Source organism: Streptomyces sp. NPDC015345 (assembly GCF_043078805.1).
Lineage (GTDB): Bacteria > Actinomycetota > Actinomycetes > Streptomycetales > Streptomycetaceae > Streptomyces.
In genome coordinates this window covers 1-25,988 of record NZ_JBIBTX010000013.1, presented here as the reverse complement: position 1 = coordinate 25,988, position 25,988 = coordinate 1, and the positions used below count along the sequence as shown (strand labels likewise).

The window sequence follows — 25,988 nt, the reverse complement described above, 5'->3', positions numbered from 1 at the left end:
CCACGCGGGCGCCCCTGGCCCGCCCCGTGGTCGAGCTGGCCGGGGTGTGCAAGACGTACGGGGACGTCGCCGCCCTGCGCGACGCCGACCTGGTCATCGGGCGCGGTGAGCTCCTCGCCATCGTCGGCCCCTCGGGGTCGGGCAAGTCCACGATGCTCAACATCATGGGCACCCTGGACCGCCCGTCGGCCGGCATGGTGCGCATCGACGGGCACGACGTCGCCGGCCTGAGCGACCGCGAACTGTCCGCGCTGCGGGCCGGCACCATCGGCTTCGTCTTCCAGCAGTTCCACCTGTCGGCCGGGGTGCCCGCCCTGGACAGCGTCGCGGACGGGCTGCTCTACAGCGGCAGGCCGCGCGGCGAGCGGCGCCGCCTCGCCGAGCGTGCGCTGCGCCGGGTCGGCCTCGGCCACCGCCTCCACCACCAGCCGCACCAGCTCTCTGGCGGCGAGAAGCAGCGCGTGGCCATCGCGAGGGCCGTGCTGGGCGATCCGCCGCTGCTCCTCGCCGACGAGCCCACCGGGGCGCTGGACTCGCGGTCCGGCGCGGTCGTGATCGAACTGCTGCACGAGCTGCACGAGGCCGGTACGACGGTGGTCGTCATCACCCACGACCGGGACATCGCCGCGACGCTGCCCCGCGAGGTGCGGGTCAAGGACGGCCGTATCGAACACGACTCCGGCGGCCCCGCCCCGTCCCGCTCTCTCGTGCCCGAAAGGGCCGTCGTGCCCGAGGAGGCCGTGCGATGAGCACGACGAACGCGACCGGGGAGCCGACGCGCGCCGCGAGCCCCGAGCCGCCGCGACGGCCGAAGCCCGCCCGGATGAACCCGGCCGACGTCCTGCGCGTCGGCGGCTCCGGACTGCGCTCGCGCCCCATGCGGGTTTTCCTGTCGGCGCTGGGCATCGCCATCGGCATCGCCGCCATGGTCGGTGTGGTCGGCATCTCCACCTCGTCCACCGAGGACCTGAACCGCCGCCTCCAGGCGCTCGGCACCAACCTCCTGACGGTCACGCCCGGCCAGTCCTTCACGGGCGACGCGGCCCATCTGCCCGCCGAGTCCGTCGAGATGATCGGCAACATGGAGAACGTGGAGTCGGTCTCCGCCATCGGCAGGACCGGCGCGAAGGTCTACCGCAACGACCACACCCCCAAGCAGGAGACCGGCGGCCTCACCGTCGCCGCCGCCCGGACCGACCTGCCGGAGTCCGTGGGCGCCGAGATCGTCGACGGCCGCTGGCTGAACGCCGCCAACAGCCGCTACCCGGCGGCCGTCCTCGGCCCCAAGGCCGCCGAACAGCTCGGGGTGCACCAGGCGGGACCGGACGTGAAGGTGTGGCTCGACGGGCGCTGGTACACCGTCGTCGGCCTCCTCGCCGCCAACGAACTCGTGCCGTCGCTGGACTCCTCGGTCCTGGTCGGCTGGTCCGCCGCCAAGGCGGAACTCGGCTTCGACGGCTACCCCACGACCATCTACACCCGTGCCGAGGAACCGGCCGTGGACGACGTCCAGAGCGTCCTCGGCGCCACCGCCAACCCGGAGTCCCCCACCGAGACCACCGTCTCCCGGCCCTCCGACGCGCTGGCCGCCAAGGAAGCCACCGACGACGCCCTCAGCGGCCTGCTGCTCGGCCTCGGCGGGGTGGCCCTGCTCGTGGGCGGTGTCGGCGTGGCCAACACGATGGTCATCTCCGTCCTCGAACGCCGCTCCGAGATCGGCCTGCGCCGCTCCCAGGGCGCGACCCGCGGGCAGATCCGCACCCAGTTCCTCGCCGAGGCCCTGCTGCTCTCCGCCCTCGGCGGCCTCGGCGGTGTGCTGCTCGGCATCGCGGTCACCGGCGGCTACGCCTCCTACCAGGGGTGGCCGTCCGTCGTCCCGTTCTGGGCGATGGCGGGCGGGGTGGGCGCAACCCTCGTCATCGGCGGCCTCGCCGGGTTCTACCCGGCCGTACGAGCGGCCCGGTTGCCTCCGACCGAAGCACTGGCCACCACCTGAGACCGCGGTACTCCCGCTGGGACCATCCCCCGTGCCACGGGGGTACCGCACCCGTCCGCGTCACCCCCTGGGCCGGTCCCGGCCGCGGCGCGGGCGGGTCCTCAGCCCGGGGCGGGTCCCCGGAGCCGGGCCAGGCGCCTGAAGGAGTCCAGGAGGCCCTCGCGGTCGTACGTGCTGGTCGTCACCAGCACCTCCTGCGCGCCGCTCTCCTTGATCACCCGCTCCAGCTCGTCGGCGACCTGCTCCTGGGTGCCGTGCAGCTGGCCGCTCAGCGCCGACTCGTAGAAGGTTCGTTCCTTCTCCGTCATCGTCAGCGTCTCCACGCGCTCGGCCGGCGGCAGTGGCGGGAACGTGCCGTGCGTACGCGAGTACGCCATCGACCAGGCCTCCGGTACCAGCAGCCGGTGGGCCTCCTCCTCCGTCTCGGCGACGGCGACGGTGCCCGCGATCATGACGTACGGATCGGCCAGCCAGGGCGAGGGCCGGAAAGCGTCCCGATAGGTGTCGATGCCGCGCAGCATCTTCTCGCGGCCCTTGATGTCCCCGATGACCAGCGGGAGCCCCGCCCGGGCCGCGATCGTCGCGCCCTCGCCGACCGCGAGGACGTACGGCGGCACGGTGAGCCCCTCCGCGGGACGCGCGCGTACGCCCGTCTTCGAGGTGCCGCGGAACCAGCCGAGCAGCTCCGTCAGCTGCGCGGCGAAGTCCCGCGCGTCGTCCTTGTCGCGCCCCAGCGCCTTGCGCACCCCGTCCGTGAACCCGACGGAGCGGCCGAGCCCCATGTCGATCCGCCCCGGGAACAGCGACTCCAGCACCCCGAACTGCTCGGCGACCACCAGCGACTGGTGGTTCGGCAGCATCACGCCGCCGGTGCCGACGCGGATGGTGCGGGTGGCCGCCGCGACGGCCGAGGCGAGGACCGTGGGCGCCGAGCCCGCGACGCCCGGCACGCCGTGATGCTCCGAGACCCAGAAGCGGTGGTAGCCGAGGGCTTCCACCTCTTGGGCCAGGCGCACGGTGTCGCGCAGGGCTGCCGGACCGTCGTGCCCCTCACGGGTGCGCGAGCGGTCGAGGACGGAGAACCGGGTTGCCGCGATCACTGAGCTCACGCAGGGTTCAACGCCTGGGAGCCGCCATGATTCCCGTCGATTCCCGTCGTTTCCCGTCGTCCTTATTACGCTGATGCCGTGACCGACGACAGCAGACCTCTGGCCGTGTTCGACCTCGACGGCACGCTCGCCGACACCGCGCACCGGCAGCGGTACCTGGAGCGCCGGCCCCGCGACTGGGATGCCTTCTTCGCCGCGGCGCCGCATGACCCGCCGCTGGCGCAGGGCGTCGACCTGGCACGGCGGAGCGCGCGGGACTGCGAGGTCGTCTACCTGACGGGACGCCCAGAGCGCTGCCGGGCGGACACCGAGGCGTGGCTGACGCGCCAGGGCCTGCCGACCGGCCGCATCTGGATGCGCCGCAACGACGACCGGCGGCCCGCGCGCCGCACGAAGCTGGAGATCCTGCGGAACCTGGCCCGCAAGCGGGAGGTCCGCATGCTCGTGGACGACGACGAACTGGTCTGCGACGAGGCGGTACGTGCGGGGTTCACGGTTGTACGCGCGGACTGGGCCCACACCTCAGAGACCCTGAAAGAGGCCCAGGAAAAAGAGGGCCGCACCTGAGCAGCCACCTGAGCAGCCAAGGGACGCCCCCCGCTGTGAGGGGTGCGGGGAACTGCGCGGAACCGCGCCCCGCGCCGCCGGCAGGACGCCTACACTCCGGCGTCCCCGTCCTCCAACCGGAACCCCACCTTCAGCCCCACCTGATAGTGCTGGATCTGCCCGTCCTCGATATGCCCCCGCACCTGGGTCACCTCGAACCAGTCCAGCGAGCGCAGCGTCTGCGAGGCCCGCGCGATGCCATTGCGGATCGCCTGGTCGACGCCCTCGTGCGAGGTGCCGACGATCTCGGTCACGCGGTAGGTGTGGTCCGACATGAGGGGGTTCCTCCCGGCCGTGGTGTGACGTCGCGAAGTGCGTCACTCCACCGTGCACCAGCCCGCGCGGACGCGCGAGACGGCGTATGGGATCCCGTACCCCCTTGACCGGGCGATTGGTACATACCAAAATCCAGCCAACACCCGTTCGAGCCAGCTGCTCACCCCCCGCGTCGGGCTGACCTTCCCCTGTCCGCAGGCAGAAAGTGACCCACGTGAAGCCGCACCGCCGCGCCGCCATGCCCCTGTCCCTCGCCCTCTCCTGTGCCGTCCTGCTCGCCGGGTGCGGTGTGCTGCCCGGCGGGGACGAGCGCACAACCGTCACCGTCTGGCTGATGCGGGGCAGCGCGTCCCCCGCGTTCGTCGAGCGCTTCACCGAGGACTTCGAGAAGGAGCACGAGGACATCGACCTGGACGTCCGTGTCCAGGAGTGGACGGGCATCGGGGCCAAGGTGAAGAAGGCGCTCAAGGAGGAGGACGGCGACGGGCCCGACGTCATCGAGGTCGGCAACACCCAGGTCGCCCAGTACGTCGACGAGGGCGGCCTGTACGACCTCACCCTGGAGTCGGCGCGCGACCTCGGCATGGACGACTGGCTGCCGGGCCTCGCGGAGCCCGGCCGCCACAACGGCGCCCAGTACGGCATCCCCTGGTACGCGGCCAACCGCGTCGTCATCTACAACAAGGACCTCTTCGCGAAGGCGGGCATCACGCGGCCGCCGCGCACCCGCGAGGAGTGGATCGCGGACACGCAGAAGCTCAACACCGGCGGGAACCAGGGCATCTACCTCGCGGGCCAGGACTGGTACACCCTCGCCGGGTTCATCTGGGACGAGGGCGGCGACCTCGCCAAGGAGACCAAGGAGTCCTCCGGCGACTGGCGCGGCAGCCTGCACACGGCCGAGGCGCTGCGCGGCATGGCGTTCTACCAGCGCCTCCAGGCGCTCGGCCGGGGCCCGCGCGACGCGGACGAGGAACACCCGGCGCAGACCGGGGTGTTCGCGGGCGGCGACGTCGCCCAGATCATCGCGGTGCCCGGCGCGGCGCGGGCCATCGAGGAGAAGAACCCCGAACTGAAGGGCAAGCTCGGCTACTTCCCGGTCCCCGGCAAGAAGGCGGGCAAGCCCGGCGCGGTCTTCACCGGCGGCTCCGACCTCGTCGTGCCCGAGCACAGCGACGACCACTCGGGCGCCGTCGAGGTGATCGCGGCGCTGGCGGGCAAGAAGTGGCAGACCGACCTGGCCAGAACCATGAACTACGTGCCCAACAAGGCGAAGCTGGCCCCCGCCGTCGCGGGCGAGGCGGGCGTCGCGGCGATGGCGGTCGGCGCGGCGAACGGCCGCGCGACCCCCAACTCCCCTCGCTGGGCGGCAGTCGAGGCCGACAACCCCATCAAGGGCTACATGACCGCCGTCCTGACGGGCGGCGCCCCGGCGACACACGCCCGCGAGGCCTCACGCGAGATCACCAAGGCACTGCGCCTCGGCGGCCTGTGACGGGCGGGTCCCCCGGTGCCGTACGCGCCACGCGTACGGCACCGGGGACCGGACCGCCCCCTACACCGGCGTGCTCAGCGACAGCGCGAAGCGGCCGCGCTCATCCGTCCACCAGTGCGTCAGATCCAGTCCCTGCGCCGCGAGTTCAGCCTTCACGCCCTCTTTCCTGAACTTCGCCGAGACCTCCGTGCGCATCTCCTCGCCGGCCGCGAAGTCGACGGCCAGGCCGAGCGCGGGGATCTTCACCGTCTGCGCGGCCGTGGAGCGCAACCGCATCTCGATCCACTCGTGGTCGCGGTCCCAGACGGCGACGTGGTCGAAGGTGTCCGGGTCGAAGTCCGCCTCCAGTTCGCGGTTCATCACCGACAGGACGTTCTTGTTGAACGAGGCGGTGACCCCCGTGGCGTCGTCGTACGCCGACACCAGCACCGACTCGTCCTTCACCAGGTCCGTGCCCAGAAGCAGCGCGTCACCGGGGGAGAGCAGCCCGCGCACCGACGAGAGGAACGCCGCGCGCTCGGCGGGCAGGAGGTTGCCGAGTGTGCCGCCGAGGAACGCGACCAGGCGCGGCCCCGGTGTGCCCGGCAGCGCGAGGCCCCGGGTGAAGTCGGCGATCAGGGCGTGCACGTCGAGCCCGGGCCGGTGCGCGAGCAGTGTGTTCGCCGCGCCGGTCAGCGCGCTCTCGCTGACGTCCACGGGGACATACGTGTGCAGCGACGCCATGGCGTCGATCAGGTGGCGGGTCTTCTCCGAGGAACCCGAACCCAGCTCGATCAGTGTGTGTGCGCCCGTGATCCCCGCGATCTCGGCGGCGCGGGCGACCAGGATCTCCCGCTCCGCGCGGGTCGGGTAGTACTCGGGCAGGGTGGTGATCTCCTCGAAGAGGGCGCTGCCGCGCGCGTCGTAGAACCACTTGGGCGGCAGCGCCTTGGGGGTGCGGGTCAGGCCGTGCAGGACGTCGGCCCGGAGCGCGGCTCCGGTGGCGTCCTCGGGCAGGGTGCGGGTCAGCAGGAACGGGCTCACGCGGGTGGCTCCTTGAGCGGGGTCAGCAGTACGTCGGTGCGGCTTGCGGCGAGCAGCGTGCGGTCGGGCACCTCACGCCAGTGCGGGTCGTCGTCGTAGGGCTCGGAGGCGACCACGGTGCGGCGGCCGGGCTCCGCGAGATACCAGAGGGTGTCGCCCCAGGCGGTCGCGGTGATCGTGTCGCCGTCGGTCATCAGGAGATTGAGGCGCGATCCGGGGGCGACTGCCGCGACGTCCAGGACGGTGTCGGCCAGGGCCTGCCCGGCCTCGTCGCCCCGCCGCAGCCGGTGCAGGACGAGCGCCCACACCAGCGCGGAGTCGCAGCGCGCCTCCAACGACAGCAGCTCGGCGGAGGGCAGGCCCTCGGCCAGGGCGGCGAGCGAGCCGGGCCAGCCCGCCACCGCGCCGTTGTGGCTGAACAGCCAGGACCCGGCGGCGAAGGGCGCGGCCGCGGCCTCGCCGTCCGCGCCGGCCAGCGTGGCGTCGCGCACCGCCGCGAGCAGTGCTCCGGAGCGCACCACCCGGGCCAGGTCGGCGAAGGACTGGTCGGCCCAGATCGGCCCGGTGCGCCGGTAGCGGGCGGGCGCCGGGTCGCCTTCCGCGTACCAGCCCACCCCGAAACCATCGGCGTTGACCGTGCCGTACCGCTGTCGGCGGGGCGCCCACGACTGGCGGTACAGGCCGTGCGCGGGCGCTACGAGGAGGCTTCCCAGCGGCACCGGCGGGCCGAGGAAGGCGATGTGACGGCACATCAGGACACCTCGGGTTCGGGGGCTTCGGTCGGCGCCGCGTCCCGCGCCGTGCGGAACCCGGCGAAGATCTGCCGCCGCACAGGGTGGTCCCAGTTGCGGAACGTGCCCCGGCAGGCCACCGCGTCCACGGAGAACGCCCCGCCGCGCAGCACCTTGTAGTCGCCGCCGAAGAACACGTCCGAGTACTCGCGGTAGGGGAAGGCGGCGAAGCCCGGGTAGGGCAGGAAGTCGCTGGACGTCCACTCCCATACGTCGCCGATCAATTGGCGTATGCCGTACGGGGATTCGCCTGCCGGGTAGCTGCCCGCCGGGGCGGGGCGCAGATGCCGCTGTCCGAGGTTCGCGTGTTCCGGGGTGGGGTCCGCGTCGCCCCACGGGTAGCGCAGGGAGCGGTCGGTGACCGGGTCGTGCCGGGCGGCCTTCTCCCACTCCTCCTCGCTGGGCAGACGCCGGCCCGCCCAGCGCGCGTACGCGTCGGCCTCGTACCAGCTCACGTGCAGCACCGGCTCGTCGGCGGGCACCGGCTCCACCGTCCCGAAGCGGCGCCGCAGCCACTGCCCTCCCTCACGGCGCCAGAACAGCGGTGCCCGCAGACCGTTCTGGCGGACCATCGCCCAGCCCGCGGGAGACCACCAGCGGATCTCCTCATAGCCGCCGTCGTCGATGAAACGCTGGTACGCGGCGTTCGTCACAGGTGTGGTGTCGATGAAGAACGGCGGGACCAGACGGCGGTGCGCCGGGCGCTCGTTGTCCAGGGCCCACGGCTCGGTGGAGGTGCCCATGGTGAACGGGCCGCCAGGGACCAGGACTTCGGCCGGGCCGGTGAAGGGCGGACCGGGCTCCGGGTCCGGCGCGGTGAGCGCGGTGGGCCCCGACCGCAGCTGGTGCGTGATGAGCATCGTCTCGTCGTGCTGCTGCTCGTGCTGCGCGATCATCCCGAACGCGAAGCCCGCGTCGGTGAGCGGAGTGCCGTGCAGCGGCGTCTTCTCCAGTACGTCGAGCGCCCGGCCCCGCACCTCGGCCGCGTACCCCCTGGCCTCGGCGGGCGCGAGCAGCGGCAGGCTCGGCCGCTCGGCGCGGGGGTGCTCGAAGGCGTCGTAGAGCGAGTCGATCTCGGGCCGCATGGCGTCGCGGCCCGCGACCGCGCGCAGCAGCCACTGCTCCTCCTGGTTGCCTATGTGTGCGAGGTCCCAGACCAGCGGTGACATCAACGGCGAGTGTTGCGCGGTCAGTTCACTGTCCTCGACACAGGAGGTGAGGAGGGTGGTGCGGTCGCGGGCGGCCAGGAGCGCGGCGAGCGCGCGCTCGCGCAGGGCCGCCACATCCGTGGTGGAGCCGTTCATCGTCGGGTGTCCTTCTCCGAGGCGTCATGGTGTCGATGGGCGTCGCCGAGACCGTCCAGCAGGTCGTCGGCGGGGCAGCGGCCCCGCGCGACGTACCGGTCGGCGTACGTGGCGACGGCGTCCCGCGTCGAGGCGTCCGCGCCCATCCGGGGCAGCGCGTCGGCGGCGGCGGCGAAGCAGACGGCGGCGGCCTCGCGCAGCTCGGCGTCGGCGAGGCCGTGGCGCGCCGCGTCCAGCCACAGCGGGCTGTGCGGCGCGGCGGGCGAGCCCGGCGGCCCGTCGCGCTCGGCCAGCGGCTTGACGGCGCGGTAGGCGGTCTCGGCGGCCTCCGGGTCGTCGAACAGCGCGCTCGTCACGGCGAGCGGTACGACCCAGCCGTCGTCGCCCGGCTGGGCGTCCACCATGCGCAGCTCCAGGTGGCCGCGCGGGCGCACCGGCGGGAACAGCGTGGTCAGGTGGTAGTCGACGTCGTCACGCGTGGGCGGCCGCGGCAGGCCCGAGCGGGTCCAGGCACGGAAGGTGAGCCCTTCCGGGACACGCCAAGGCCCGTCGCCGGGTGCTCCCTTGACGCACATGACCGGTGCGTCGAGGGCGTGCCGTGTCCAGGCCTCGCGCGGCTCCCCGTCGAGCGGCGGGGCGCCGGATCTACCGGGTTCGATGCCCGCCCACACGGCCTGCCGGGTGGACCGCCAGCCGGTGGCACGGCCGTCCTGGAGCGGCGAGTTGGCGAACGCGGCGACCAGGACGGGACCGAGCAGATGCGCGAGGCGCCAGCGGCGCGCGTAACCGAGCGGGCCCGGCTCCTCGTACCCGGCGTCCAGACAGATCTGCACGGACGCCGTCGAGCACATCATGCGGCGCCCGGCGGGGCCGCCGCGGTCGAGGCTGGACTCCAGGGCGTCGTAGCGGGGCTCGCGCAGGATCCGTGCCGGGGGCCGCCACGGGTCGGCGCCGATGCCGCTGAGGGTGAGGCGGTGGGAGCGTAACGCGTCGCGAACCAGGCCGAGATCGGCCCGCATGGCCGAGACGCACTCCGTCAGGGAAGCGGCGGGCAGCGAGCTGAGCTCCAGCTGGCCGCCGGGTTCGACGGTGAGTGACGCGCGCAGGGGCAGGGCCCGCAGTGCGGCGTAGGCCGCTTCGAGGCGGGCGGCGGGGACGGGCACATGGGCCAGTCCGGGTTCGTGGACGAGCCATTCCAGTTCGACGCCGATGGTGCCAGGTGGCCCCGTCTTGAAGCAGATGCCGCGGACCAGGGCCTCCACTTCCGCCTCGGTCACCGGGTCCGGTGCCTCCGTGCGCGGCGGGGGGCGGTGCTTCGTACAGTCTCCTTCAGACATGCGGGGATCCTTCCAGTCAGGGGTGCTCGTCACACCCAAAACCCTCAAGGCCGATCGCACAAGAGTGCCCTTGCGGCCGTTCCCGCACCAGGAATCTCTGTTGCGCCGACCGACATGCCCGGCTCACCATGCGTTCATGAACGACACGGGGGAGCGGGCATGAGCGCCCGGCTGCGCGCGGTGGCGCAGGAGACGGAGCAGATCGTCGCGGCGGGCGCGTACACCACGCCGGGCGGCCGGAAGGCGGTCATCGGCGACTGGGTGGCGGCGGCCCGCGCAGGCACCCGCATGTTCGGTCCGGAGCCGGTGGACGCGGGCACGCCCCGGCGCGAGCCCGTCCCGACCGTCTTCGAGGTCACCGGCGAGAGCAGCCTGGAAGCGGCGCGCAGACTCACCGCCGACGCGGAGACCACGGCGGGCCGCTCACCCCTCGCCGTCCTCAACTTCTCGTCCGCGCGCAACCCCGGCGGCGGCTATCTGAACGGCGCGCAGGCACAGGAGGAAGCGCTCTGCCGCGCCTCCGCGCTCCACACCTGCCTGCTGGAGGCGCGCGCCTTCTACGACCACCACCGGGCCCACCGCGACCCCTTCTACACCGACCGCGTGATCTACTCGCCCTCGGTTCCCGTCTTCCGCGACGACCGCGGACAGCTGCTGGAGTCGCCCTACCTCGTCGGCTTCCTCACCTCGGCGGCGCCGAACACCGGGGTGATCCGCCGCAGCGCCCCCGAGCGCGCCGCCGACATCCCGCACGCCGTGGCGGGGCGCGCCGCCCGCGTCCTGGAGACGGCGCTCGCGTGCGGCCACCGCCGCCTGGTCCTCGGCGCGTGGGGCTGCGGCGTGTTCATGAACGACCCCGCGCACGTCGCGGGCGCCTTCCGGACGCTGCTCGGCGAAGGCGGCCGGTTCGCCGGGCGGTTCGACCACGTCGTGTTCGGGGTGCTCGACCGCACCAGGGGCGCGGTGACGCGCGGGGCGTTCGAGCGGGCGTTCGCCGATCATCGATGAAGGCGGTCGGAAGGGTGACCGTAGAACGGAAGGGTCACCGTGGAACCTGTCCGGCCCAATCCGCGGAGCGGGCTTCCCTCACGGCCCGCAGGCTCGGTCCATGGTGCTTCGACTCCCGCGCAGGACCCGTGCCCTGACCGCTCTCGCCGCCCTCACCGCCGCGGCCTCGGCGCTCGCCCCGCTCCCGGCCGCCTCCGACCCGGCCCCGCCGCCCGCCGCCGCCCCGCCCTCCCGCACCGCCTCCGCCTGGCTCCCGTACTGGGACCAGGACAACGCGTACGAGACCGCCCTGCGCCACGCCGGCCAACTGCACACCGTCAGCCCCTTCTGGTACGAGGCGAAGGCGGACGGATCCGTCGGCAAACACTTCAGCGCCGAGGAGCAGCGCGTCGTCGACGGGCTGCACGGAGCGGGCATCAAGGTCGTGCCGACCGTCATGGAGAAGATGCCGCGCGGCGCCCTGGCCGCCCTGGTGACCGACCCCGGCCGCCGCGCCGGCCACGTCAAGAACCTGGTCGCCCTCATGGACGGCCGTGACTACGACGGCCTCGACCTCGACTACGAGACCATCGCGCCGACCGGCGACGTCGACTACGAGAAGGTCCGTGACGGCTACGCCACGATGGTCACCGACCTCTGCCGCGCACTGCGCGCCCTGCGCAAGGAGTGCGTCATCACCGTCTCCCCGAAGACCGCGGGCACCGGCCGCGTCTGGGACTACACGCGCCTCGGCGCCGCTGCCGACCGGCTCCGCATCATGGCCTACAACCTGCACTGGGCCGAGGGCCGGCCGGGCCCGCTCTCCACCCCCGCCTGGTACGACGACATCCTGACCCGCGCCACCGCCGAAGTGCCGCGCGCCAAACTGGAGATGGGGCTGCCCGCCTACGGCTGGGACTGGGCCGTCGGCAAGCCCGGCCGCGCCCGCCATGTCACGTCCAGGAGCGCGGAAGCGCTGCGCCGCAAGGTGGGCGCGCCTTACCGCATCGACCCCGCCTCCGGTACACCCCACTTCACGTACAAGGAGGGCGGCACGACCCGCGAGGTCTGGTACCAGGACGCGCGCGGCACCGCCGCGCACCTGCCCGTGCTGCGCAAGCACGGCGTGGACAGGACGGTGCTGTGGGCGCTCGGCTTCGAGGACCCGGAGCTGTGGCGCACGCTGGCGACGCCCGGGACCTGACGGCGCGTCGGGCCACCCCAAGCCCGGAGGCCCGGGTCGAGGGGTGGCCCGTGGTCCGTGCGTAGCCGCTGCCCCGGTTCAGGGGAGCTGCCCGCTCCCCGGTGCGGTTTCGGGGGGCCGCTCAGTCCTGGTGGAGTTCGTTGCGGCCCGGACCGCCGGAGAGCCTGTCGGTTCCCGTGCCGCCCCACAGGACGTCGTCGCCGCTGTTGCCCCACAGCGTGTCGTCGCCCGCCTCGCCGTACAGCTTGTCGTTGCCCTTGCCGCCGTAGAGGACGTCGGCGCCACCCCTGCCGTACAGGACGTCGCTGCCGTCCTCGCCGTGCAGGGTGTTCTCCTCGCCGGTGCCGGTCAGGGAGTCGTTGCCGGGGCCGCCGAAGCAGTCCTGGCTGCAACGGGTCAGGGTGTCGTTCCCTGCGTCGCCCCACGGGCCGAAGCCGAACGGTCCGCCGCCGCCGTCGAGACGGTCGTCGCCGTCACCGCCGTGCAGGAGCGCGGACTCCGACGCCTTGATGACGTCGTTGCCGCTGCCGCCGTAGATCCCGGCCCAGGCCTGGCTGTCCGGCGCGAGGGTCGCGGTGTCGTCCAGGTCGCCGAGGTCGATGTCGTAGCTGTCGGAGTCGTCCGAGTTCTCCGGGATCTTGACCGCGCACCGCACGGTGGTGTGGTCGCCCTCCTCGGGGTACGCGCACTCGTCCCACTCCGCCGCGTCGGCGGAGATGGCGATGTCGTACCGGTCGTGGAAGGTGAGGACGTAGTAGGAGTCGTGCTCGCCGCGGTGATCGATCTTCTCGTCGACCGTCACCTGGTTCTGCTGGCCCGGCGCCGCCTTGTACCAGAGCTCGCCGTCCGCGAGGACGACGGAGGCCGTGGCCTCGGCGGCGGACGGGGCGGCCTGGACGGTCGACGCCGTTAAGCAGGCCGTGCCGAGAGCGAGGGCGAGAGTGGCGGTGGCCGCGATGGTCCGGTGAACGCGCATGCGTAAGTGACCCTTCAGGGTGTGCGTGTGCGGTGGTGCTTCTGGTCACCCGGTTAGACAGGAGGCCCGAGAACGGCGTTGCCCGGCGGTTCATGAACAGTGGCGGACGGCGTGGTGACCGATACGTGACAGCACGGCGGTGCGGCTGGTGGCGACGGGGCGTGGACCGCCTGGTGGTGATGGAGCGTCAGCGTCACGTGGTGGTGCGGCGTGCGTCGCGCAGGCCCGCCGAGACGGCCCACGCGATCCGACCGAGCAGGCTCGCGCGCCCCGGCTGCTAGGGCCTGTCTGACTGTTCCCGTCGTCGCCCGGAGGGCGGCCTCGCGGCGTCAGGTGCGTGCTCTCGGCGTGCCGGGCGTAGGGCCTCGTACTGGATGTACTTGGCTCTGCGCCCGGTGCGGCGAGAGTGCGTGCATGGCGTCGCGAGGCAGGCGGGAATTGTCAGACAGGCCCTAAGGCGCCGGTGCCGCGTCCGGGACCGGCGCCGGCCACCGCTCGTACCACCGCTGGTCCGCCTCCAACTGCGCGGCCAGGGACACCAGCAGCGGCTCGCTGCCCTCGGGCCCCAGCAGCTGGGCGCCGACCGGGAGACCGCCCGCCACATGCCCTGCGGGGACGTTGACGCCCGGCCAGCCGAGGACGTTCCACGGCCACGCGTAGGGGCAGGCGGCGATGATCGCCCGGTCGGTGCGCCAGCCGCTGAGGGCGGCAAGCGTGCCGATCCCGGGCGGGGGAGCGGCGGTGGTCGGCGTGATCACCACGTCGTACGCCGTGAAGACCGCGCCCACCCGACGGTGCAGCACGGCCTCGGCGCGGCGCGCGAGCCGCAGCGGCGCGCCGCCCAACAGCCGCCCAAGCCGGGCCGATTCACGCGTACGCCGGTCCAGGAGCGCGACGTCGGGGACGTGCCGCGTCCACTCGGCGATGCCCGCCGTGGCGCGCGGCACGAACGCCAGGCCGATCTGCCCGTAGTCCGGATCCGCCTCCTCCACGTCGTGCCCGAGCGCGGCGAGCCGGTCGGCCAGCGCGACGACCCGCTGCCGCACCGCCGGGTCAAGGCGCTTGGGCGTCGCCGTGAACGGCATGCGCAGGGACAGCGCGATCCGCAGCCGCCCCGGCTCGCGCGTCGCGGCCTCGGCGGCCCGCACGGCGGCCGGCCGGTGCGGATCGCCCGGGTGGTTGCCGCTGGCCGCGTCCAGCAGCAGCGCGGCGTCGGCGACGGTCCTGGCGAGCGGGCCGTTGACGGTGATGCCCTGGAACGCCTCCGGCCACGGCCACGTCGATATCCGCCCGCGCTGCGGCTTGATGCCCACCAGGTGCGTCCAGGCGGCCGGTATGCGCACCGAGCCCGCGCCGTCCGAGCCGAGCGCGGCCGGGACCAGGCCCGCGGCGACCGCGGCCGCCGAGCCGCCCGACGAACCGCCCGGCGTATGCCCGGTGTGCCAAGGATTGCGCGTGTCACCAAAGCCGGGCCCCTCCGTGAAGGGCCACTGCCCCAGCTCACACGTGTTGGTCTTGCCGACGATCACTGCACCGGACGCCCGCAGTCGCCGCACCGCCTCGCAGTCCTTGGACTTCGGCGGGAAGTCGCCCCTGCACCCGAACGCGGTCGGCTCGCCCGCCACGTCCATGTCGTCCTTGACCGCGAGCGGCACGCCGAGCAACGGCCGGTCCGCGAACGGCCCGCCCGCCGCCAGCTCCCGGTCGGCCGCGTCCGCCTCCGCGAGCGCCGCCTCGGCCCGCACCCGCCTGAAGGCGTTCAGCGAGGGCTGCGCCGCCTCGATCCTGGCCAGCGTCCGCTCGGTCAGCGCACGCGAGGACACCTCTCCCTCGGCCAGCGCGCGGGCGGTGCGCACCAGCCCATCGGCACGGTCACGGTCGGCAGTCATGTGGGGGCACCTTCGGTCGGCGACGGGTGACCGCACGGTAACCGGCGAGCGGCCCAACACGGAACGCCGCCAAGGGACTTCACGCCGACCTCCGCGCGGGACCCGGGCACCCGCCCGCCCGCGCCCGTTCCGCCGCCGTCTGCGAGGATGCCGATGTCATGGTGCAGATACCGAACCAGCAGCCCGCACAGCGCTCCGTGCCGACGAGCGCCGACGTCGCACGCCTGGCGGGAGTCTCGCGCGCGACCGTCAGCTACGTCCTCAACAACGCCAGCGCCGTACGCATCAGCGAGCCCACGCGCCGCCGCGTCCACGACGCCGCCAGAGAACTCGGATACGTGCCGCACGCCGCCGCCCGCAGCCTGCGCGCCGGACACAGCCGCATGGTCCTCATGCCCACCTCGGAGATCCCGATGGGCCCGCTCTTCGGCAGGTTCTTCAACGAACTCCAGTGGGCGCTCAGCCGCCTCGACTACACCGTCGTGCAGTACGCGAGTCTTGGCATGACGGGGGAGGACGCCGCCCGCGCCTGGGCGGAGCTGCGCCCGGTGGCCGTCCTCGCGCCCGACGCCTCCGCGCTCGGACCGCGCGGCGTGACGGTCCTGAAGCGGTCCGGCGCCAAGGCCGTCTTCACCCTCGGACCGCAGCGCGTCGAGGGCGCGCACGCGCTCCTCATGGACGGACGCCGGGTGGGGGAGGCCGCGGCCCTGCACCTGCTGGCTCGCGGGCGGCGCCGGATCGGCGCGATCGTTCCCACGGAGCCCGGCCTGGAGATCTTCTCGCGGCCCCGCGTCGAAGGGCTGCACCGGGCGGTCGAGACCGCGCACATCACCGGCGCATCGGTCACGGAACTGCCCCTCGCCCACACGGAGGAGTCCGCCGCCGCGCTCGCGGCCCGCTGGCGCTCCCTGGGCCTCGATGCCGTCTTCGCGTACAACGACGAGTACGCGATGCTCGTGATGCGGGCACTCCAGGACGAAGGTATCGCCATCCCCGAGGAGGCGGCTGTCATCGGCTCCGACGACCTGATGCTCGGCAGACTGCTGAGGCCCCGGCTCAGCACCGTCCGCATCGAGCTGCCCTCGGGCCGCGGCCTCGCGGAACTCGTCGACCGCGTGGTGCGCGACCCGGGCGCCGTACCCGAGGTGCACGACGTGCTCGCGGCGGACGTCGTGCACCGCGAGTCCAGCTAGCCGGCCCGGCCGGTCGGGCAGGACCGGCCGGCGCCTTCCTCCCTACTGTCCCTGACCCGGGCCCTCGCCCTGCTCCTGCTGCTTGGCCTGCTCCTCGGCGACCTGCCGGCGGACCTCGTCCATGTCCAGGTTCCTGGCCTGGCCGATGACGTCCGTGAGCGCCGCCTCGGGCAGCGCGCCCGGCTGGGCGAAGACCGCGACCTGATCACGGACGATCATCAGCGTCGGGATCGACTGGATGTTGAAGGCGGCGGCCAGCTCCGGCTGCGCCTCCGTGTCGACCTTGGCGAAGACCAGGTCGGGGTTGGCCTCGGCGGCCTTCTCGTAGACCGGGGCGAACTGCTTGCAAGGACCGCACCACGAAGCCCAGAAGTCGATCAGAACGAACTCGTTGTCCGTGACCGTCTGGTCGAAGTTCTCCTTGGTGAGCTCCAGTGTCGCGTTGCTCATGGTGTCCCTGCTTCCTGATGTGGGGCATGGCCGCTGTCGACAACGGCCGATGGTACGTACGTATTCCGCCCGTCACGCGCACGGGACTGTTCCCTGCGTGCACGGGCGTGTCCCGCGCGCTTACCCATGTGGCCCCGGCGCACACCTGCCGACAGACTGTCCTCATGACGGATATGAAGGATGCCAAGACATACGACGTAGTAGTCATCGGAGCCGGTCCCGTGGGAGAGAACGTGGCGGACCGGGCCCGCGCGGCAGGGCTCAGCGCCGCGATCGTGGAGAGCGAACTCGTCGGAGGCGAATGCTCCTATTGGGCGTGCATGCCCAGCAAGGCGCTGCTCCGTCCCGTCATCGCCCGCGCGGACGCCCGCCGCGTCCCCGGGCTGCGCCAGTCCGTCCAGGGCCCGCTGGAAGCGGCCGCGGTCCTCGCGCACCGCGACGACTACACCTCGCACTGGAAGGACGACGGCCAGGTCGGCTGGCTGGAGGGCATCGGCGTCGACCTGTACCGCGGCCACGGCCGCCTCACGGGCCCCCGCAAGGTCACGGTCACCGGAACGGACGGCACCGAGCACCGGATCGAGGCCCGCCACGCGGTGGCCGTCTGCACCGGCACCCGCGCCGCCCTGCCCGACCTGCCGGGCATCGCCGACGTCAAGCCGTGGACCAGCCGCGAGGCGACCGCCGCGGACCACGTGCCGGGCCGCCTCCTGGTCGTCGGCGGCGGCGTCGTCGCCGTGGAGATGGCCACCGCCTGGCAGGCGCTCGGCTCCGACGTGACGGTGCTGGTACGGGGCGGCGGCCTGCTGCCCCGCATGGAGCCGTTCGCCGGCGAGCTGGTCCAGGAGGCCCTGACCGAGGCGGGCGCCGAGGTCCGGCTCGGCGTCTCGGTCACCGCCGTCAAGCGCGAGGACGGCACCGTCACGGCGACCCTGGACGACGGCTCGTCCCTCCGGGCCGACGAGATCCTCTTCGCCACGGGCCGCGCCCCCCGCACCGACGACATCGGCCTGGAGACGGTCGGCCTGGAGCCCGGCTCGTGGCTGCCGGTCGACGAGAGCCTGCGCGTGGACGGCAGCGACTGGCTGTACGCGGTGGGCGACGCGAACCACCGCGCGCTCCTCACCCACCAGGGCAAGTACCAGGCCCGCATCGCGGGCGCCGCCATCGCCGCGCGCGCCCAGGGCGTGCCCCTCCTGGAGACCGACCGCTGGGGCGCCCACTCCGCCACCGCCGACCACGCCGCCGTCCCGCAGGTCGTCTTCACCGACCCCGAGGCGGCCTCGGCGGGCCTGACCCTCGCGGAGGCGGAGGCCGCAGGGCACCGGGTCCGCGCCGTCGACTACGACATGTCCGGCGTCGCGGGCGCGGGGCTGTACGCCGACGGCTACCGCGGCAGGGCCCGCATGATCGTCGACCTGGACCGCGAGACCGTCCTCGGCGTCACCTTCGTCGGCCCCGGCGTCGGCGAACTCATCCACTCGGCGACCATGGCGGTCGCGGGCGAGATCCCCCTGGACCGCCTCTGGCACGCGGTCCCCGCCTACCCGACGATCAGCGAGGTGTGGCTGCGCCTCCTGGAGACGTACCGCGGCTGAGGGCGGACGGCACCGCGGACGCACCGGCGTTCACTCTGGGGCAAGCCCCCGTGCACCGATGGACGAGTGCGGCCCTCCCGCCGCTTCTAGCCTCGGCGGGACAGCCGCTTCGGCGCCCGCACCTCCCCCTCGGCAGGCACCCACATGAGTACCGCCCCTCCCGCAGCAGGCGCCCACAGGGACTCCCCGTGGGCGCCGCTCGCGGCCCGCGTCTTCCGCGCCCTGTGGATCGCGCAGCTCGTCTCCAACGTCGGCAGCTGGATGCAGACCGTCGGGGCCCAGTGGCTCCTGATCGGACACGACGCAGCCCTGGTCACGCTCGTGCAGACCGCCTCCAGCCTTCCCGTCGTACTGCTCGCCCTGCCCTCCGGCGTACTCGCCGACCGGTACGACCGGCGCTCGGTGCTGCTCGGCGCGCAGGCCGCCCTGCTGGCCGTCTCCACCACGCTGACGATCCTGGCGTTCACCGGCGCGCTCACCCCCTGGCCGCTGCTCGGCCTCACCTTCCTGCTGGGCTGCGGCACCGCGCTCATGGGCCCGGCCTGGCAGGCCATCCAGCCCGACCTGGTGGCACGGCCCCTGCTGGGCCAGGCGGCGGCGCTGGGCGCGGTGAACATGAACCTGGCGCGCGCGATCGGCCCGGCCGTCGGCGGAGCGGTGGTCGCGGCGGCCGGCGCGGCCTGGGTCTTCGCCTTCAACGCCGTGTCCTACCTCGGCATCGCCGCCGTACTGCTGCTGTGGAAGCGGCCGGCGCACACGACCGGTACGCCCGCCGTCCGGCACGAGACCTTCCTGACCGCGGTGCACGCCGCCCGCCGTTACGTCTGGAACGCGCCCGGGATCCGCCGCGTCCTGCTGCGCACCGCCCTGTTCATACCCGGCGGAGCGGCCCTGTGGTCGCTGTTGCCGCTGGTCGCGAGCCGCTCCCTCGGGCTCGGCTCCGGCGGGTACGGACTGCTGCTCGGCGTCGTCGGGATCGGCGCGGTCGGCGGCGCCTTCGCACTGCCCGCCCTCCGCAGGACGTGCGGCGTCAACGGCACGCTCGGCGCGGGAAGCGTCGTCTTCGCGGGCGTCCTGGCGGTCCTGGCCACCGCGAGTACGCCCTGGCTCGCGGCGGTCGCGCTGCTGCCCGCGGGCGTGGCCTGGATCGCCGTCCTGTCCACCCTCAACGCGGCGATGCAGGCACGGCTGCCCGGCTGGGTCAGGGCCCGGGGCCTCGCCGTGTACCTCGTGGTCTTCCAGGGCGGGCAGGCGCTGACGGCACCGCTGTGGGGTCTGCTGGCCGAGTGGCTGGGCCTGACCGGGGCGCTGCTGGTGGGCGCCGTACTGCTGCTGGCCGGTGCGGCGAGTCTGCGCCGCAGGCCGCTGTACGACACGGAGGGCCTCGATCCGAGTCCGTCGGACCACTGGCCCGCGCCGCCCCTGTTGTTCGAGCCGGGGCCGGCCGACGGCCCCGTACTCGTCTCCGTCACCTACCGCGTCGCCCCCGGCAACCGCGCGGCCTTCACCGACCGCATGGCGCGCGTGGCCCGTTCGCGGCGGCGTACGGGCGCCCTCTCCTGGGGGCTCTACCAGGACGGCGGGGACCCCGACCGGTTCATCGAGAGCTACCTGGTGGCGTCCTGGGCGGAGCACCTGGCCCAGCACCACGGACGGCTGACGGCCGCCGACCGCCGTGACGAGGAACGGGCCCGGCGGCTCCTCGTGGAGTACACCGAACCCGAGGTGACGCACGCGTTCGACGCCACCGCGGGGCCCGTGGTTCCGGGGGTCACACCGCTTCCGCCAGGAACTTCTCGACCACGGCGTTGAACGCGGGCGGGTTTTCCAGGAAGGGGAAGTGCGAGGACGCCACGTCGGCCGGGAAGACATGCAGCGACGCGTCCGGGATCCGCCGGGCGACGAAACGCTGGGAGTCGGGGCTCACATGGCTTCCCTCACACCCGATGACCAGGGTCGGCACGTCCACCCGGGGCAGCATGTCGCGCCAGTCCTGCGCGCAGTGGTCGAACAGCAGGGGGACACCCGCGTACGACGGCGTCGACGTGACCTGTCCGGCGACGAAGGCGAGGATCTCGGGGTCGGTGGGGCCCGAGAACATGCCGCGCACGAACTCCTGGAGCACCCGCTCGCCGTCCGGGCCCGCCAGCGCGCCGCCCAGTTCGAGGAGGCCCGCCACGTCGAAGATGGCCCCGGCCTCCCGCTGTTCGGCGGGCGTCATCCAGGGCACGGCCGCGACCGCCGCCGGCTGGTCCACGGCGACGAACCGGCGGATCCGGCCCGTGCCGTACTGGTCCATGAAGCTCCACCACACGGACACGCCCATCGACCAGCCGAGGGCGTCGAAACACTCCAGCCGCAAGTGGTCGACGAGTTCGCGGACGTCACGTGCCAGGCGGGCGATGCGGTAGCCGTGCCGCGGCTTGGCGGAGAGTCCGTGGCCGCGCAGGTCCAGGGTGATGACCCGGCGGGCGGGGGACAGGCCGCGCACCTGGTGGCGGAACATCTCCTGCGTCTGCCCCCACCCGTGGAGCATGACCAGCGGCACTCCGTCGCCCCCGCTGTCGCGGTACACGAGCCGCGTGCCGTCGTTCGTCGTCAGCTCTTCCACGGCGACCCCACCCCTGCCTGTCGCGCCCGCCTCATGCGGGCGCTTTCCGGCTCTTTCTACAGAGCCGTAATCGCGTACGGCAAGTTTTCGGGGAAAGGAGCGCACGGTGCTGTTCCCAGAGTGCACAGTGCGCTCCGCGGAAAGTCCCGACGGCAGCTCCGACCGGGTTGTGGGCGCCTCTCAGACGTTCCTGCCCGTCAACTCGGCGACGGCATGGTCGAGATCGAGGTGCAGTCCCTCCATCCCGGCGGGCACCAGGGCGCAGCTCTGCCGCAGGAAGTCCGCGACCTCGTCCATCGGCAGCGCGACCACGGCCGTCCCCGTGCCGGACCTCAGGACGACGCGCACCCGCGGCCGCGTGCCAGGCAGCGGGATGACCAGCACGTCACCCACCCCTGACGTGCGATGGACTCCCGCGGCGAGCAGGTCGCGGGCGAAGACCCAGTCGACGGGTCTCGCCATCGGCGCGCCGAGGGAGAGCCGCACGGCGTATGGGTCGTGCACCTCGTAGTGCAGCTGCGCGGGAAGCGGTGCGGGCAGTTCACCCGGGATGCTGACGCGCACGGTCATCGTGCGCGTGACCGAGGCGAGAGGCTGAGTCATTTCGTCCCCCAACTATGTTCCAACTACGTTTCACGGAAAGGATTTCCTGTACGCGACCCTAAAGTCGGGGCGGAAATTTTCTTGCCGGGAAATGCACGGGGCGTTGCCTGAGGGAGAACCCTTCAGGCGCCTCCTCAGGTGTCCTGGCGCCCCGCGGCGCGAGGCGCGCGTCACATCCGCCCCTCGCGGCCCCGCCGACCCGAAGCGGACAGATGGGGACGACCCGTCGTGTCATACCTCTCACTGTCGAATATTTGGTTTTCAAGTTTCTCGCCTTGTAGAAAGGAGGCCGACAGAGGGGTGGGCATGGCGGAACGGCTGTATCGAGCTCATGTGGGCAGTCACGCACTGCAGGAGCTGGTGGAGGACCTCGCGGCGCGACTGCGACGTTCCGTGGTCATCGACGACCCCCTGGTCAGGTTCATCTGCTCCAGTCGGCACTTCGGGGACGAGGATCCCGTACGCATCCGCAGCCTCCTCCAAGGACGCGCGGACGCGGAGATCATCCGGTATGTGCTGGACCAGGGCGTGGCCCAGTGGCACAAGCCGGGCTACATCGAGGGCAACGCGGACCTGGGGCTGCTCACGCGGTACTGCGTGCCCCTGCGAAGACGCGGCCACCTCCTCGGCCTGCTCATGGTGGTCTCACCCGACAAGGCGCTGACGCCGTCGGAGACCGAGGCCATCGACCAGGTGTCCGCGAGCGTCGCCGCCCAGATGTACGCGGAACAGATCGAGGACGACGCCGAGGGGTCCAGCGCGCGCGAACTGCTGTCGGGCGTGCTCGGGGAGAGCCCCACCGCCCGCGCCGTCGCCCAGCAGCAGATCCTCGACAGCGGCCTGCTCCCCGACGCCCCGCACGCCGTGGTCACCGTCGTCCAGGTCGCCCCCTCCCATGAACCCCCCGGCCAGGTCGAAGTCGCCCTGCGCGGCGCCCTGGAAGGGTTTCGCCGCACACGTACGGCACATGGCCTCGTGTCGGTCTCCCCCGAGCGCGCCGTGCTGCTCCAGGTCTGCGAACAGGCGCCCGCCTGCGACGAGTTGACCGCGCAGTCCGCCCGGATCGTCGAGGCCCTCGACACCTACCTGGACGCCTCGGCCGCCCCCGTGCTGGGCATCGGCGGCCGCGGCGCCGGTCTGGCCGACGCCTGGACCTCGTACGGCCAAGCGCTCGTCGCCGCCCGTGCGGCGCGCCGCATGCCCGAACTCAAGCGCGTCGGCGACTGGGAGAAGCTCGGGGAGTTCGCCGTGCTCCTCCAACTGCCGGACCACGCCCTGAACGAGTCCCTGCTGCCGAAGCCGCTGCGCACCCTCCTGGGGGCGACCGGCGGACAGCGCCTGGAGGAGACGCTCCGGTGCTTCCTGGAGCACGCCGGATCGATCCCGAGGACAGCGGAGGCCCTGCAGATCCACCGCACCTCCCTGTACTACCGGCTGCGGCAGATACAGGAGATCACCGGGCTCGACCTGGACCACGGCGCGGACCGGCTGGTCCTCCACCTCGGCCTGCGCGTACGTGACCTGCTGGGGAGCCCCGCTCCTACAGAGTGATGAAGTTTTCCCCGGCCAATCACTACGGAGCGCGGTGGTGGGGAAGGGCAGCGCCCGACCAGAATGTGGCAGGTAGGAGCCGGCCCATGGAACCGGCTCCATCGGTACCTGACCCGTCTGTCTGAACCCGTGAACAGCACGGGCGGCCTCTCACACCCACACGAACCACGGCACGACTGGAGCTCACTGTGACCAGGTCGGTCATATCGCGCATGCCGAGAAACACAGAACAGGAATCCGCCGAACGTCATGAAGGCGCTGATTCCGGACACTGCAGAACGCTCCCCTGGACGGCACGAAAGGGAGAGGGCGAATATCTTTACCTGGGCCTCCACGCCACGGAAGGCCGGGCGCGTCCGGGGACCGGGGACCTGATTCTTCTCGACGCCCTGCGCCCCGAACACCTCATGCGCGCCGACGAGTTCGCGTTCTTCCGCATTTCCTGCTCCTATCTCGGGATCACCGGGGTGGAGGTGCGCCGGCTGGCGGACGCGGAGGTGAGCGCGGACAGCGGAGTGGCCGCGCTGGTCTCCAGGTTCCTGACCGCGCTGGCGGCCGAGGACGGTCTGCGCCGTTCACCGAGCGGCAGGCGGCTCTCCCTCAACGCCGTCGACCTCGTGGCGCTGCTCGTCGCCGAACTCCTCGATCCGTACCGCTCCGCGTCCTCGGACGGCGCCGGTGAGATGCTGGCGCGCATCCGGGATCACATCGAGGAGAATCTGATGAATCCCGACCTGTCGCCGGAATCGATCGCCCGCGCCCACCATATTTCGGTCCGCTATCTGCACAAGCTGTTCCAGAACGACGGTACGACGGTGAGTACGTGGATCCGGCGGCGCAGGCTCGATTCCTGCCGCATGGAACTCGGACGCCTGTCGAACCGCCGGCGCACCGTGGCCGCGGTGGCGCACAGGTGGGGCTTCGCGAACGCGTCCCATTTCAGCAGGTTGTTCCGTCAGACCTACGGGGTCTCTCCCCGGGAATGGCAGGTCTCGACCGAGCACAGCACCGAGCACAGCACCGAGCACAGCACCGGGCACAGCACCGGGCACAGCTTCGAAACGCTGGGCGAGCGACCCTCCCGCTAGCGGCGAGTGTGCGCCCGTGTGTGCCGGCGTGTGTGCGCTGTGAAGACACCTCCGGTGCACGCAGAAGTCACACGTGGCCGATGCGGCGTCCTAACGTGAAGAGCGCGAGGCGCCGAACCGGCTGCTTTCCTTGCCGCCCCGACCACCCTCCACGCCGCCTCCGGCACAGCGTGAAGAGAAGGACCCCCTACATGCCCGCTTCCCCTCCCACCGTCGTCCTCGTGCACGGTGCCTTCGCCGACGCGGCCGGCTGGCTGGGCGTCATCGACGAACTCCAGCGTGACGGCATACCGGTCCTGGCGGTCGCGAACCCGCTGCGCGGTCTGGCGTCGGACGCCGCGTACGTCGCCTCGGTGACCGAACAGATCGAGGGCCCCGTCGTCCTGGTGGGCCACTCCTACGGCGGTGCGCTCATCACCGTGGCCGGCACCGCCGAAAACGTCGTCGCGCTGGTCTACATCGCCGCCTTCGTGCCCGAAGAGGGCGAGAGCCTGAGCGAATTGCGGGACCGCTTCGCACTCGCTCCGCTCGTCGGCCACCTGAAGGAGACGACCTATCCGGCGGGCGGCGCACGGCCCGACGCCACCGAGGTCACCATCCAGCCGCAGGCGTTCCCGGAGGTCTTCGCCGCCGACGTCCCGGCAGCCGTCACCAAGGTCCTCGCCGCCGCCCAACGCCCGCTGGCCACCGCCGCGTTCGAGGAGCGCGCCACGGCCGCCGCCTGGCGGACGAAGCCGTCCTGGGCCCTCGTCGCCGGTACGGACCGGGTCATCAACCCCGACGTCGAACGCTTCGGCGCCGAACGTGCCGGAGCCACCGTCGTCGAACTCGACGGCGCCTCCCACGCCGTCCTCGTATCCCGGCCCAAGGCCGTCGCGGACCTGATCCTCGACGCGGCCCGCGCGACCAGCTGAACCCCGTGCGGCCCCGGCGGGGCCGCCTCGGCAATCCATCCATTCCCTGACCGTCGCCGCAACCGCGGTGACGGCGCCCGGCGTGCCCAGAGCCGCCGAGCCAGAGGAGACCGAAGTGACAGATTCAACCCCTGCCCCTGCCCCCGCACTTGCCCGGGCCTCGCAACACGCCCCGACACCCGTTCAGTTCGGGGTTTTCAGTGTCGGTGACGTGACGGTCGATCCGACGACGGGGCGCGCGCCGAGTGAGTACGAGCGGATCAAGGCGATGGTGGCGATCGCGTTGAAGGCGGAGGAGGTGGGGCTGGATGTGTTCGCCACGGGTGAGCATCACAACCCGCCGTTCGTGCCGTCGTCGCCGACCACGATGCTCGGTTATGTCGCCGCCCGTACCGAGCGGCTGGTGCTGTCGACCTCGACGACGCTGATCACGACCAATGACCCGGTCAAGATCGCGGAGGACTTCGCGATGCTCCAGCATCTGGCGGACGGCCGGGTGGACGTGATGCTGGGGCGCGGCAATACGGGGCCGGTGTATCCCTGGTTCGGCAAGGACATCCGGGACGGCATCGATCTGGCGGTGGAGAACTACGCGCTGTTGCGGCGGCTGTGGGATGAGGACGTGGTGACGTGGAAGGGGAAGTTCCGTACGCCGTTGCAGTCCTTCACCGCCACGCCGCGTCCGCTGCAGGGGGTGGCGCCGTTCGTGTGGCACGGCTCGATCCGTTCTCCGGAGATCGCGGAGCAGGCGGCGTACTACGGTGACGGGTTCTTCCACAACAACATCTTCTGGCCGGCGGAGCACACCCGGAAGATGGTCGAGCTCTACCGGCGGCGTTACGCGCACTACGGGCATGGCACCGCGGAGCAGGCGGTCGTGGGGCTGGGCGGACAGGTGTTCATGCGGGCGAAGTCCCAGGACGCGGTGCGGGAGTTCCGGCCCTACTTCGACAACGCGCCGGTGTACGGGCACGGGCCTTCGCTGGA

24 protein-coding genes are annotated in these 25,988 nt (G+C 72.5%); 13 read left to right on the top strand and 11 right to left on the bottom strand.

Annotated elements, in window-relative coordinates; genetic code table 11:
• The first annotated feature begins 14 nt into the window (after nt 1-14).
• Both ACF062_RS36475 and ACF062_RS36470 read left to right on the top strand, forming a co-directional pair.
• The gene (locus tag ACF062_RS36475) at nt 15-749 is read left to right on the top strand and encodes an ABC transporter ATP-binding protein (protein ID WP_392144312.1); all 735 of its coding nucleotides are present in this window, start codon (nt 15-17) and stop codon (nt 747-749) included.
• Complete coding sequence (locus ACF062_RS36470) at nt 746-1,996, top strand: ABC transporter permease (protein ID WP_392144125.1); 1,251 nt, start codon at nt 746-748, stop codon at nt 1,994-1,996. Before ACF062_RS36475 ends, ACF062_RS36470 begins: the two co-directional genes overlap by 4 nt.
• A 101-nt stretch (nt 1,997-2,097) precedes the next feature.
• Here the strand turns inward: ACF062_RS36470 and ACF062_RS36465 are convergent, their stop codons facing one another.
• Nucleotides 2,098-3,105, bottom strand: coding sequence for an LLM class flavin-dependent oxidoreductase (locus tag ACF062_RS36465; RefSeq protein WP_392144123.1), 1,008 nt, complete (start codon nt 3,103-3,105; stop codon nt 2,098-2,100).
• Nucleotides 3,106-3,183: 78 nt separating this feature from the next.
• On the opposite strand from ACF062_RS36465, the gene ACF062_RS36460 reads away from it, so the two are divergent.
• Nucleotides 3,184-3,672: an HAD family acid phosphatase gene (locus tag ACF062_RS36460; protein WP_392144121.1), complete on the top strand. Its 489-nt coding sequence runs from the start codon at nt 3,184-3,186 to the stop codon at nt 3,670-3,672.
• Nucleotides 3,673-3,761: 89 nt separating this feature from the next.
• Here ACF062_RS36460 and ACF062_RS36455 read toward each other — a convergent pair whose 3' ends face one another.
• On the bottom strand, nt 3,762-3,986 hold the full coding sequence (locus ACF062_RS36455) for a dodecin (RefSeq protein WP_392144119.1): 225 nt from the start codon (nt 3,984-3,986) through the stop codon (nt 3,762-3,764).
• Nucleotides 3,987-4,225: 239 nt separating this feature from the next.
• Between ACF062_RS36455 and ACF062_RS36450 the strand changes: the two genes are divergently transcribed.
• Complete coding sequence (locus ACF062_RS36450; RefSeq protein ID WP_392144310.1) at nt 4,226-5,482, top strand: extracellular solute-binding protein; 1,257 nt, start codon at nt 4,226-4,228, stop codon at nt 5,480-5,482.
• Between the two features lie 60 nt (nt 5,483-5,542).
• Here the strand turns inward: ACF062_RS36450 and egtD are convergent, their stop codons facing one another.
• From egtD to egtA, 4 genes are read right to left on the bottom strand one after another with little or no spacing between them, the layout of a single operon-like run.
• The gene (gene egtD / locus ACF062_RS36445; protein WP_359648878.1) at nt 5,543-6,505 is read right to left on the bottom strand and encodes an L-histidine N(alpha)-methyltransferase; all 963 of its coding nucleotides are present in this window, start codon (nt 6,503-6,505) and stop codon (nt 5,543-5,545) included.
• Nucleotides 6,502-7,257 (bottom strand): ergothioneine biosynthesis protein EgtC, encoded by a 756-nt coding sequence (gene egtC / locus ACF062_RS36440; protein WP_392144117.1) that lies wholly within the window; start codon nt 7,255-7,257, stop codon nt 6,502-6,504. Before egtC ends, egtD begins: the two co-directional genes overlap by 4 nt.
• On the bottom strand, nt 7,257-8,600 hold the full coding sequence (gene egtB, locus ACF062_RS36435; RefSeq protein WP_392144115.1) for an ergothioneine biosynthesis protein EgtB: 1,344 nt from the start codon (nt 8,598-8,600) through the stop codon (nt 7,257-7,259). The genes egtC and egtB overlap by 1 nt, the downstream gene beginning before the upstream one ends.
• Entirely contained in the window at nt 8,597-9,937 is a 1,341-nt protein-coding gene (egtA, locus tag ACF062_RS36430; protein WP_392144113.1) for an ergothioneine biosynthesis glutamate--cysteine ligase EgtA, read from the bottom strand. Before egtA ends, egtB begins: the two co-directional genes overlap by 4 nt.
• A gap of 159 nt (nt 9,938-10,096) precedes the next feature.
• Between egtA and ACF062_RS36425 the strand changes: the two genes are divergently transcribed.
• Complete coding sequence (locus tag ACF062_RS36425) at nt 10,097-10,945, top strand: TIGR02452 family protein (RefSeq protein ID WP_392144111.1); 849 nt, start codon at nt 10,097-10,099, stop codon at nt 10,943-10,945.
• Between the two features lie 100 nt (nt 10,946-11,045).
• Entirely contained in the window at nt 11,046-12,128 is a 1,083-nt protein-coding gene (locus tag ACF062_RS36420; RefSeq protein ID WP_392144109.1) for a glycosyl hydrolase family 18 protein, read from the top strand.
• A gap of 121 nt (nt 12,129-12,249) precedes the next feature.
• On the opposite strand, the gene ACF062_RS36415 is transcribed toward ACF062_RS36420, so the two are convergent.
• Both ACF062_RS36415 and ACF062_RS36410 read right to left on the bottom strand, forming a co-directional pair.
• Nucleotides 12,250-13,104, bottom strand: a complete 855-nt coding sequence (locus ACF062_RS36415; RefSeq protein WP_392144108.1) for a calcium-binding protein — start codon at nt 13,102-13,104, stop codon at nt 12,250-12,252.
• A gap of 452 nt (nt 13,105-13,556) precedes the next feature.
• A complete protein-coding gene (locus ACF062_RS36410) occupies nt 13,557-14,993 on the bottom strand; it encodes an amidase (RefSeq protein WP_392144106.1) in 1,437 nt (478 codons plus the stop codon).
• A 158-nt stretch (nt 14,994-15,151) separates the two neighbouring features.
• Between ACF062_RS36410 and ACF062_RS36405 the strand changes: the two genes are divergently transcribed.
• Nucleotides 15,152-16,186, top strand: a complete 1,035-nt coding sequence (locus tag ACF062_RS36405; protein WP_392144105.1) for a LacI family DNA-binding transcriptional regulator — start codon at nt 15,152-15,154, stop codon at nt 16,184-16,186.
• 42 nt (nt 16,187-16,228) lie between these two features.
• Here the strand turns inward: ACF062_RS36405 and trxA are convergent, their stop codons facing one another.
• Nucleotides 16,229-16,636, bottom strand: coding sequence for a thioredoxin (gene trxA / locus ACF062_RS36400; RefSeq protein WP_392144103.1), 408 nt, complete (start codon nt 16,634-16,636; stop codon nt 16,229-16,231).
• A gap of 164 nt (nt 16,637-16,800) precedes the next feature.
• On the opposite strand from trxA, the gene ACF062_RS36395 reads away from it, so the two are divergent.
• Complete coding sequence (locus ACF062_RS36395; RefSeq protein WP_392144101.1) at nt 16,801-18,234, top strand: dihydrolipoyl dehydrogenase family protein; 1,434 nt, start codon at nt 16,801-16,803, stop codon at nt 18,232-18,234.
• A 144-nt stretch (nt 18,235-18,378) separates the two neighbouring features.
• Nucleotides 18,379-20,046, top strand: a complete 1,668-nt coding sequence (locus tag ACF062_RS36390) for an MFS transporter (RefSeq protein WP_392144099.1) — start codon at nt 18,379-18,381, stop codon at nt 20,044-20,046.
• Here the strand turns inward: ACF062_RS36390 and ACF062_RS36385 are convergent.
• Nucleotides 20,006-20,845 carry an alpha/beta fold hydrolase gene (locus tag ACF062_RS36385; RefSeq protein ID WP_392144097.1) on the bottom strand — a complete coding sequence of 280 codons (840 nt, stop codon included), beginning with the start codon at nt 20,843-20,845 and terminating at the stop codon, nt 20,006-20,008. The genes ACF062_RS36390 and ACF062_RS36385 overlap by 41 nt on opposite strands.
• A 180-nt stretch (nt 20,846-21,025) precedes the next feature.
• Nucleotides 21,026-21,448 carry an SsgA family sporulation/cell division regulator gene (locus ACF062_RS36380; protein ID WP_392144095.1) on the bottom strand — a complete coding sequence of 141 codons (423 nt, stop codon included), beginning with the start codon at nt 21,446-21,448 and terminating at the stop codon, nt 21,026-21,028.
• A 306-nt stretch (nt 21,449-21,754) separates the two neighbouring features.
• On the opposite strand from ACF062_RS36380, the gene ACF062_RS36375 reads away from it, so the two are divergent.
• The 4 genes from ACF062_RS36375 to ACF062_RS36360 all read left to right on the top strand — a co-directional run.
• The gene (locus ACF062_RS36375) at nt 21,755-22,999 is read left to right on the top strand and encodes a PucR family transcriptional regulator (protein WP_392144093.1); all 1,245 of its coding nucleotides are present in this window, start codon (nt 21,755-21,757) and stop codon (nt 22,997-22,999) included.
• A 188-nt stretch (nt 23,000-23,187) separates the two neighbouring features.
• Complete coding sequence (locus ACF062_RS36370) at nt 23,188-24,087, top strand: helix-turn-helix domain-containing protein (RefSeq protein WP_392144091.1); 900 nt, start codon at nt 23,188-23,190, stop codon at nt 24,085-24,087.
• A gap of 191 nt (nt 24,088-24,278) precedes the next feature.
• Complete coding sequence (locus ACF062_RS36365) at nt 24,279-25,001, top strand: alpha/beta fold hydrolase (protein WP_392144089.1); 723 nt, start codon at nt 24,279-24,281, stop codon at nt 24,999-25,001.
• A 211-nt stretch (nt 25,002-25,212) separates the two neighbouring features.
• A partial coding sequence (locus ACF062_RS36360) for a CE1758 family FMN-dependent luciferase-like monooxygenase (RefSeq protein ID WP_392144087.1) occupies nt 25,213-25,988 on the top strand: 776 nt, incomplete at its 3' end.

Coding starts and splice junctions, on each gene's coding strand:
- ACF062_RS36405 (WP_392144105.1), top strand. CDS start 15,152: ATGGTGCAGATACCGAACCAGCAGCCCGCACAGCGCTCCGTGCCGACG.
- ACF062_RS36470 (WP_392144125.1), top strand. CDS start 746: ATGAGCACGACGAACGCGACCGGGGAGCCGACGCGCGCCGCGAGCCCC.
- ACF062_RS36425 (WP_392144111.1), top strand. CDS start 10,097: ATGAGCGCCCGGCTGCGCGCGGTGGCGCAGGAGACGGAGCAGATCGTC.
- ACF062_RS36390 (WP_392144099.1), top strand. CDS start 18,379: ATGAGTACCGCCCCTCCCGCAGCAGGCGCCCACAGGGACTCCCCGTGG.
- ACF062_RS36410 (WP_392144106.1), bottom strand. CDS start 14,993: ATGACTGCCGACCGTGACCGTGCCGATGGGCTGGTGCGCACCGCCCGC.
- ACF062_RS36455 (WP_392144119.1), bottom strand. CDS start 3,986: ATGTCGGACCACACCTACCGCGTGACCGAGATCGTCGGCACCTCGCAC.
- ACF062_RS36420 (WP_392144109.1), top strand. CDS start 11,046: ATGGTGCTTCGACTCCCGCGCAGGACCCGTGCCCTGACCGCTCTCGCC.
- egtB (WP_392144115.1), bottom strand. CDS start 8,600: ATGAACGGCTCCACCACGGATGTGGCGGCCCTGCGCGAGCGCGCGCTC.
- ACF062_RS36380 (WP_392144095.1), bottom strand. CDS start 21,448: ATGACTCAGCCTCTCGCCTCGGTCACGCGCACGATGACCGTGCGCGTC.
- ACF062_RS36415 (WP_392144108.1), bottom strand. CDS start 13,104: ATGCGCGTTCACCGGACCATCGCGGCCACCGCCACTCTCGCCCTCGCT.
- egtC (WP_392144117.1), bottom strand. CDS start 7,257: ATGTGCCGTCACATCGCCTTCCTCGGCCCGCCGGTGCCGCTGGGAAGC.
- egtA (WP_392144113.1), bottom strand. CDS start 9,937: ATGTCTGAAGGAGACTGTACGAAGCACCGCCCCCCGCCGCGCACGGAG.
- ACF062_RS36375 (WP_392144093.1), top strand. CDS start 21,755: ATGGCGGAACGGCTGTATCGAGCTCATGTGGGCAGTCACGCACTGCAG.
- ACF062_RS36395 (WP_392144101.1), top strand. CDS start 16,801: ATGACGGATATGAAGGATGCCAAGACATACGACGTAGTAGTCATCGGA.
- ACF062_RS36450 (WP_392144310.1), top strand. CDS start 4,226: ATGCCCCTGTCCCTCGCCCTCTCCTGTGCCGTCCTGCTCGCCGGGTGC.
- trxA (WP_392144103.1), bottom strand. CDS start 16,636: ATGAGCAACGCGACACTGGAGCTCACCAAGGAGAACTTCGACCAGACG.
- ACF062_RS36365 (WP_392144089.1), top strand. CDS start 24,279: ATGCCCGCTTCCCCTCCCACCGTCGTCCTCGTGCACGGTGCCTTCGCC.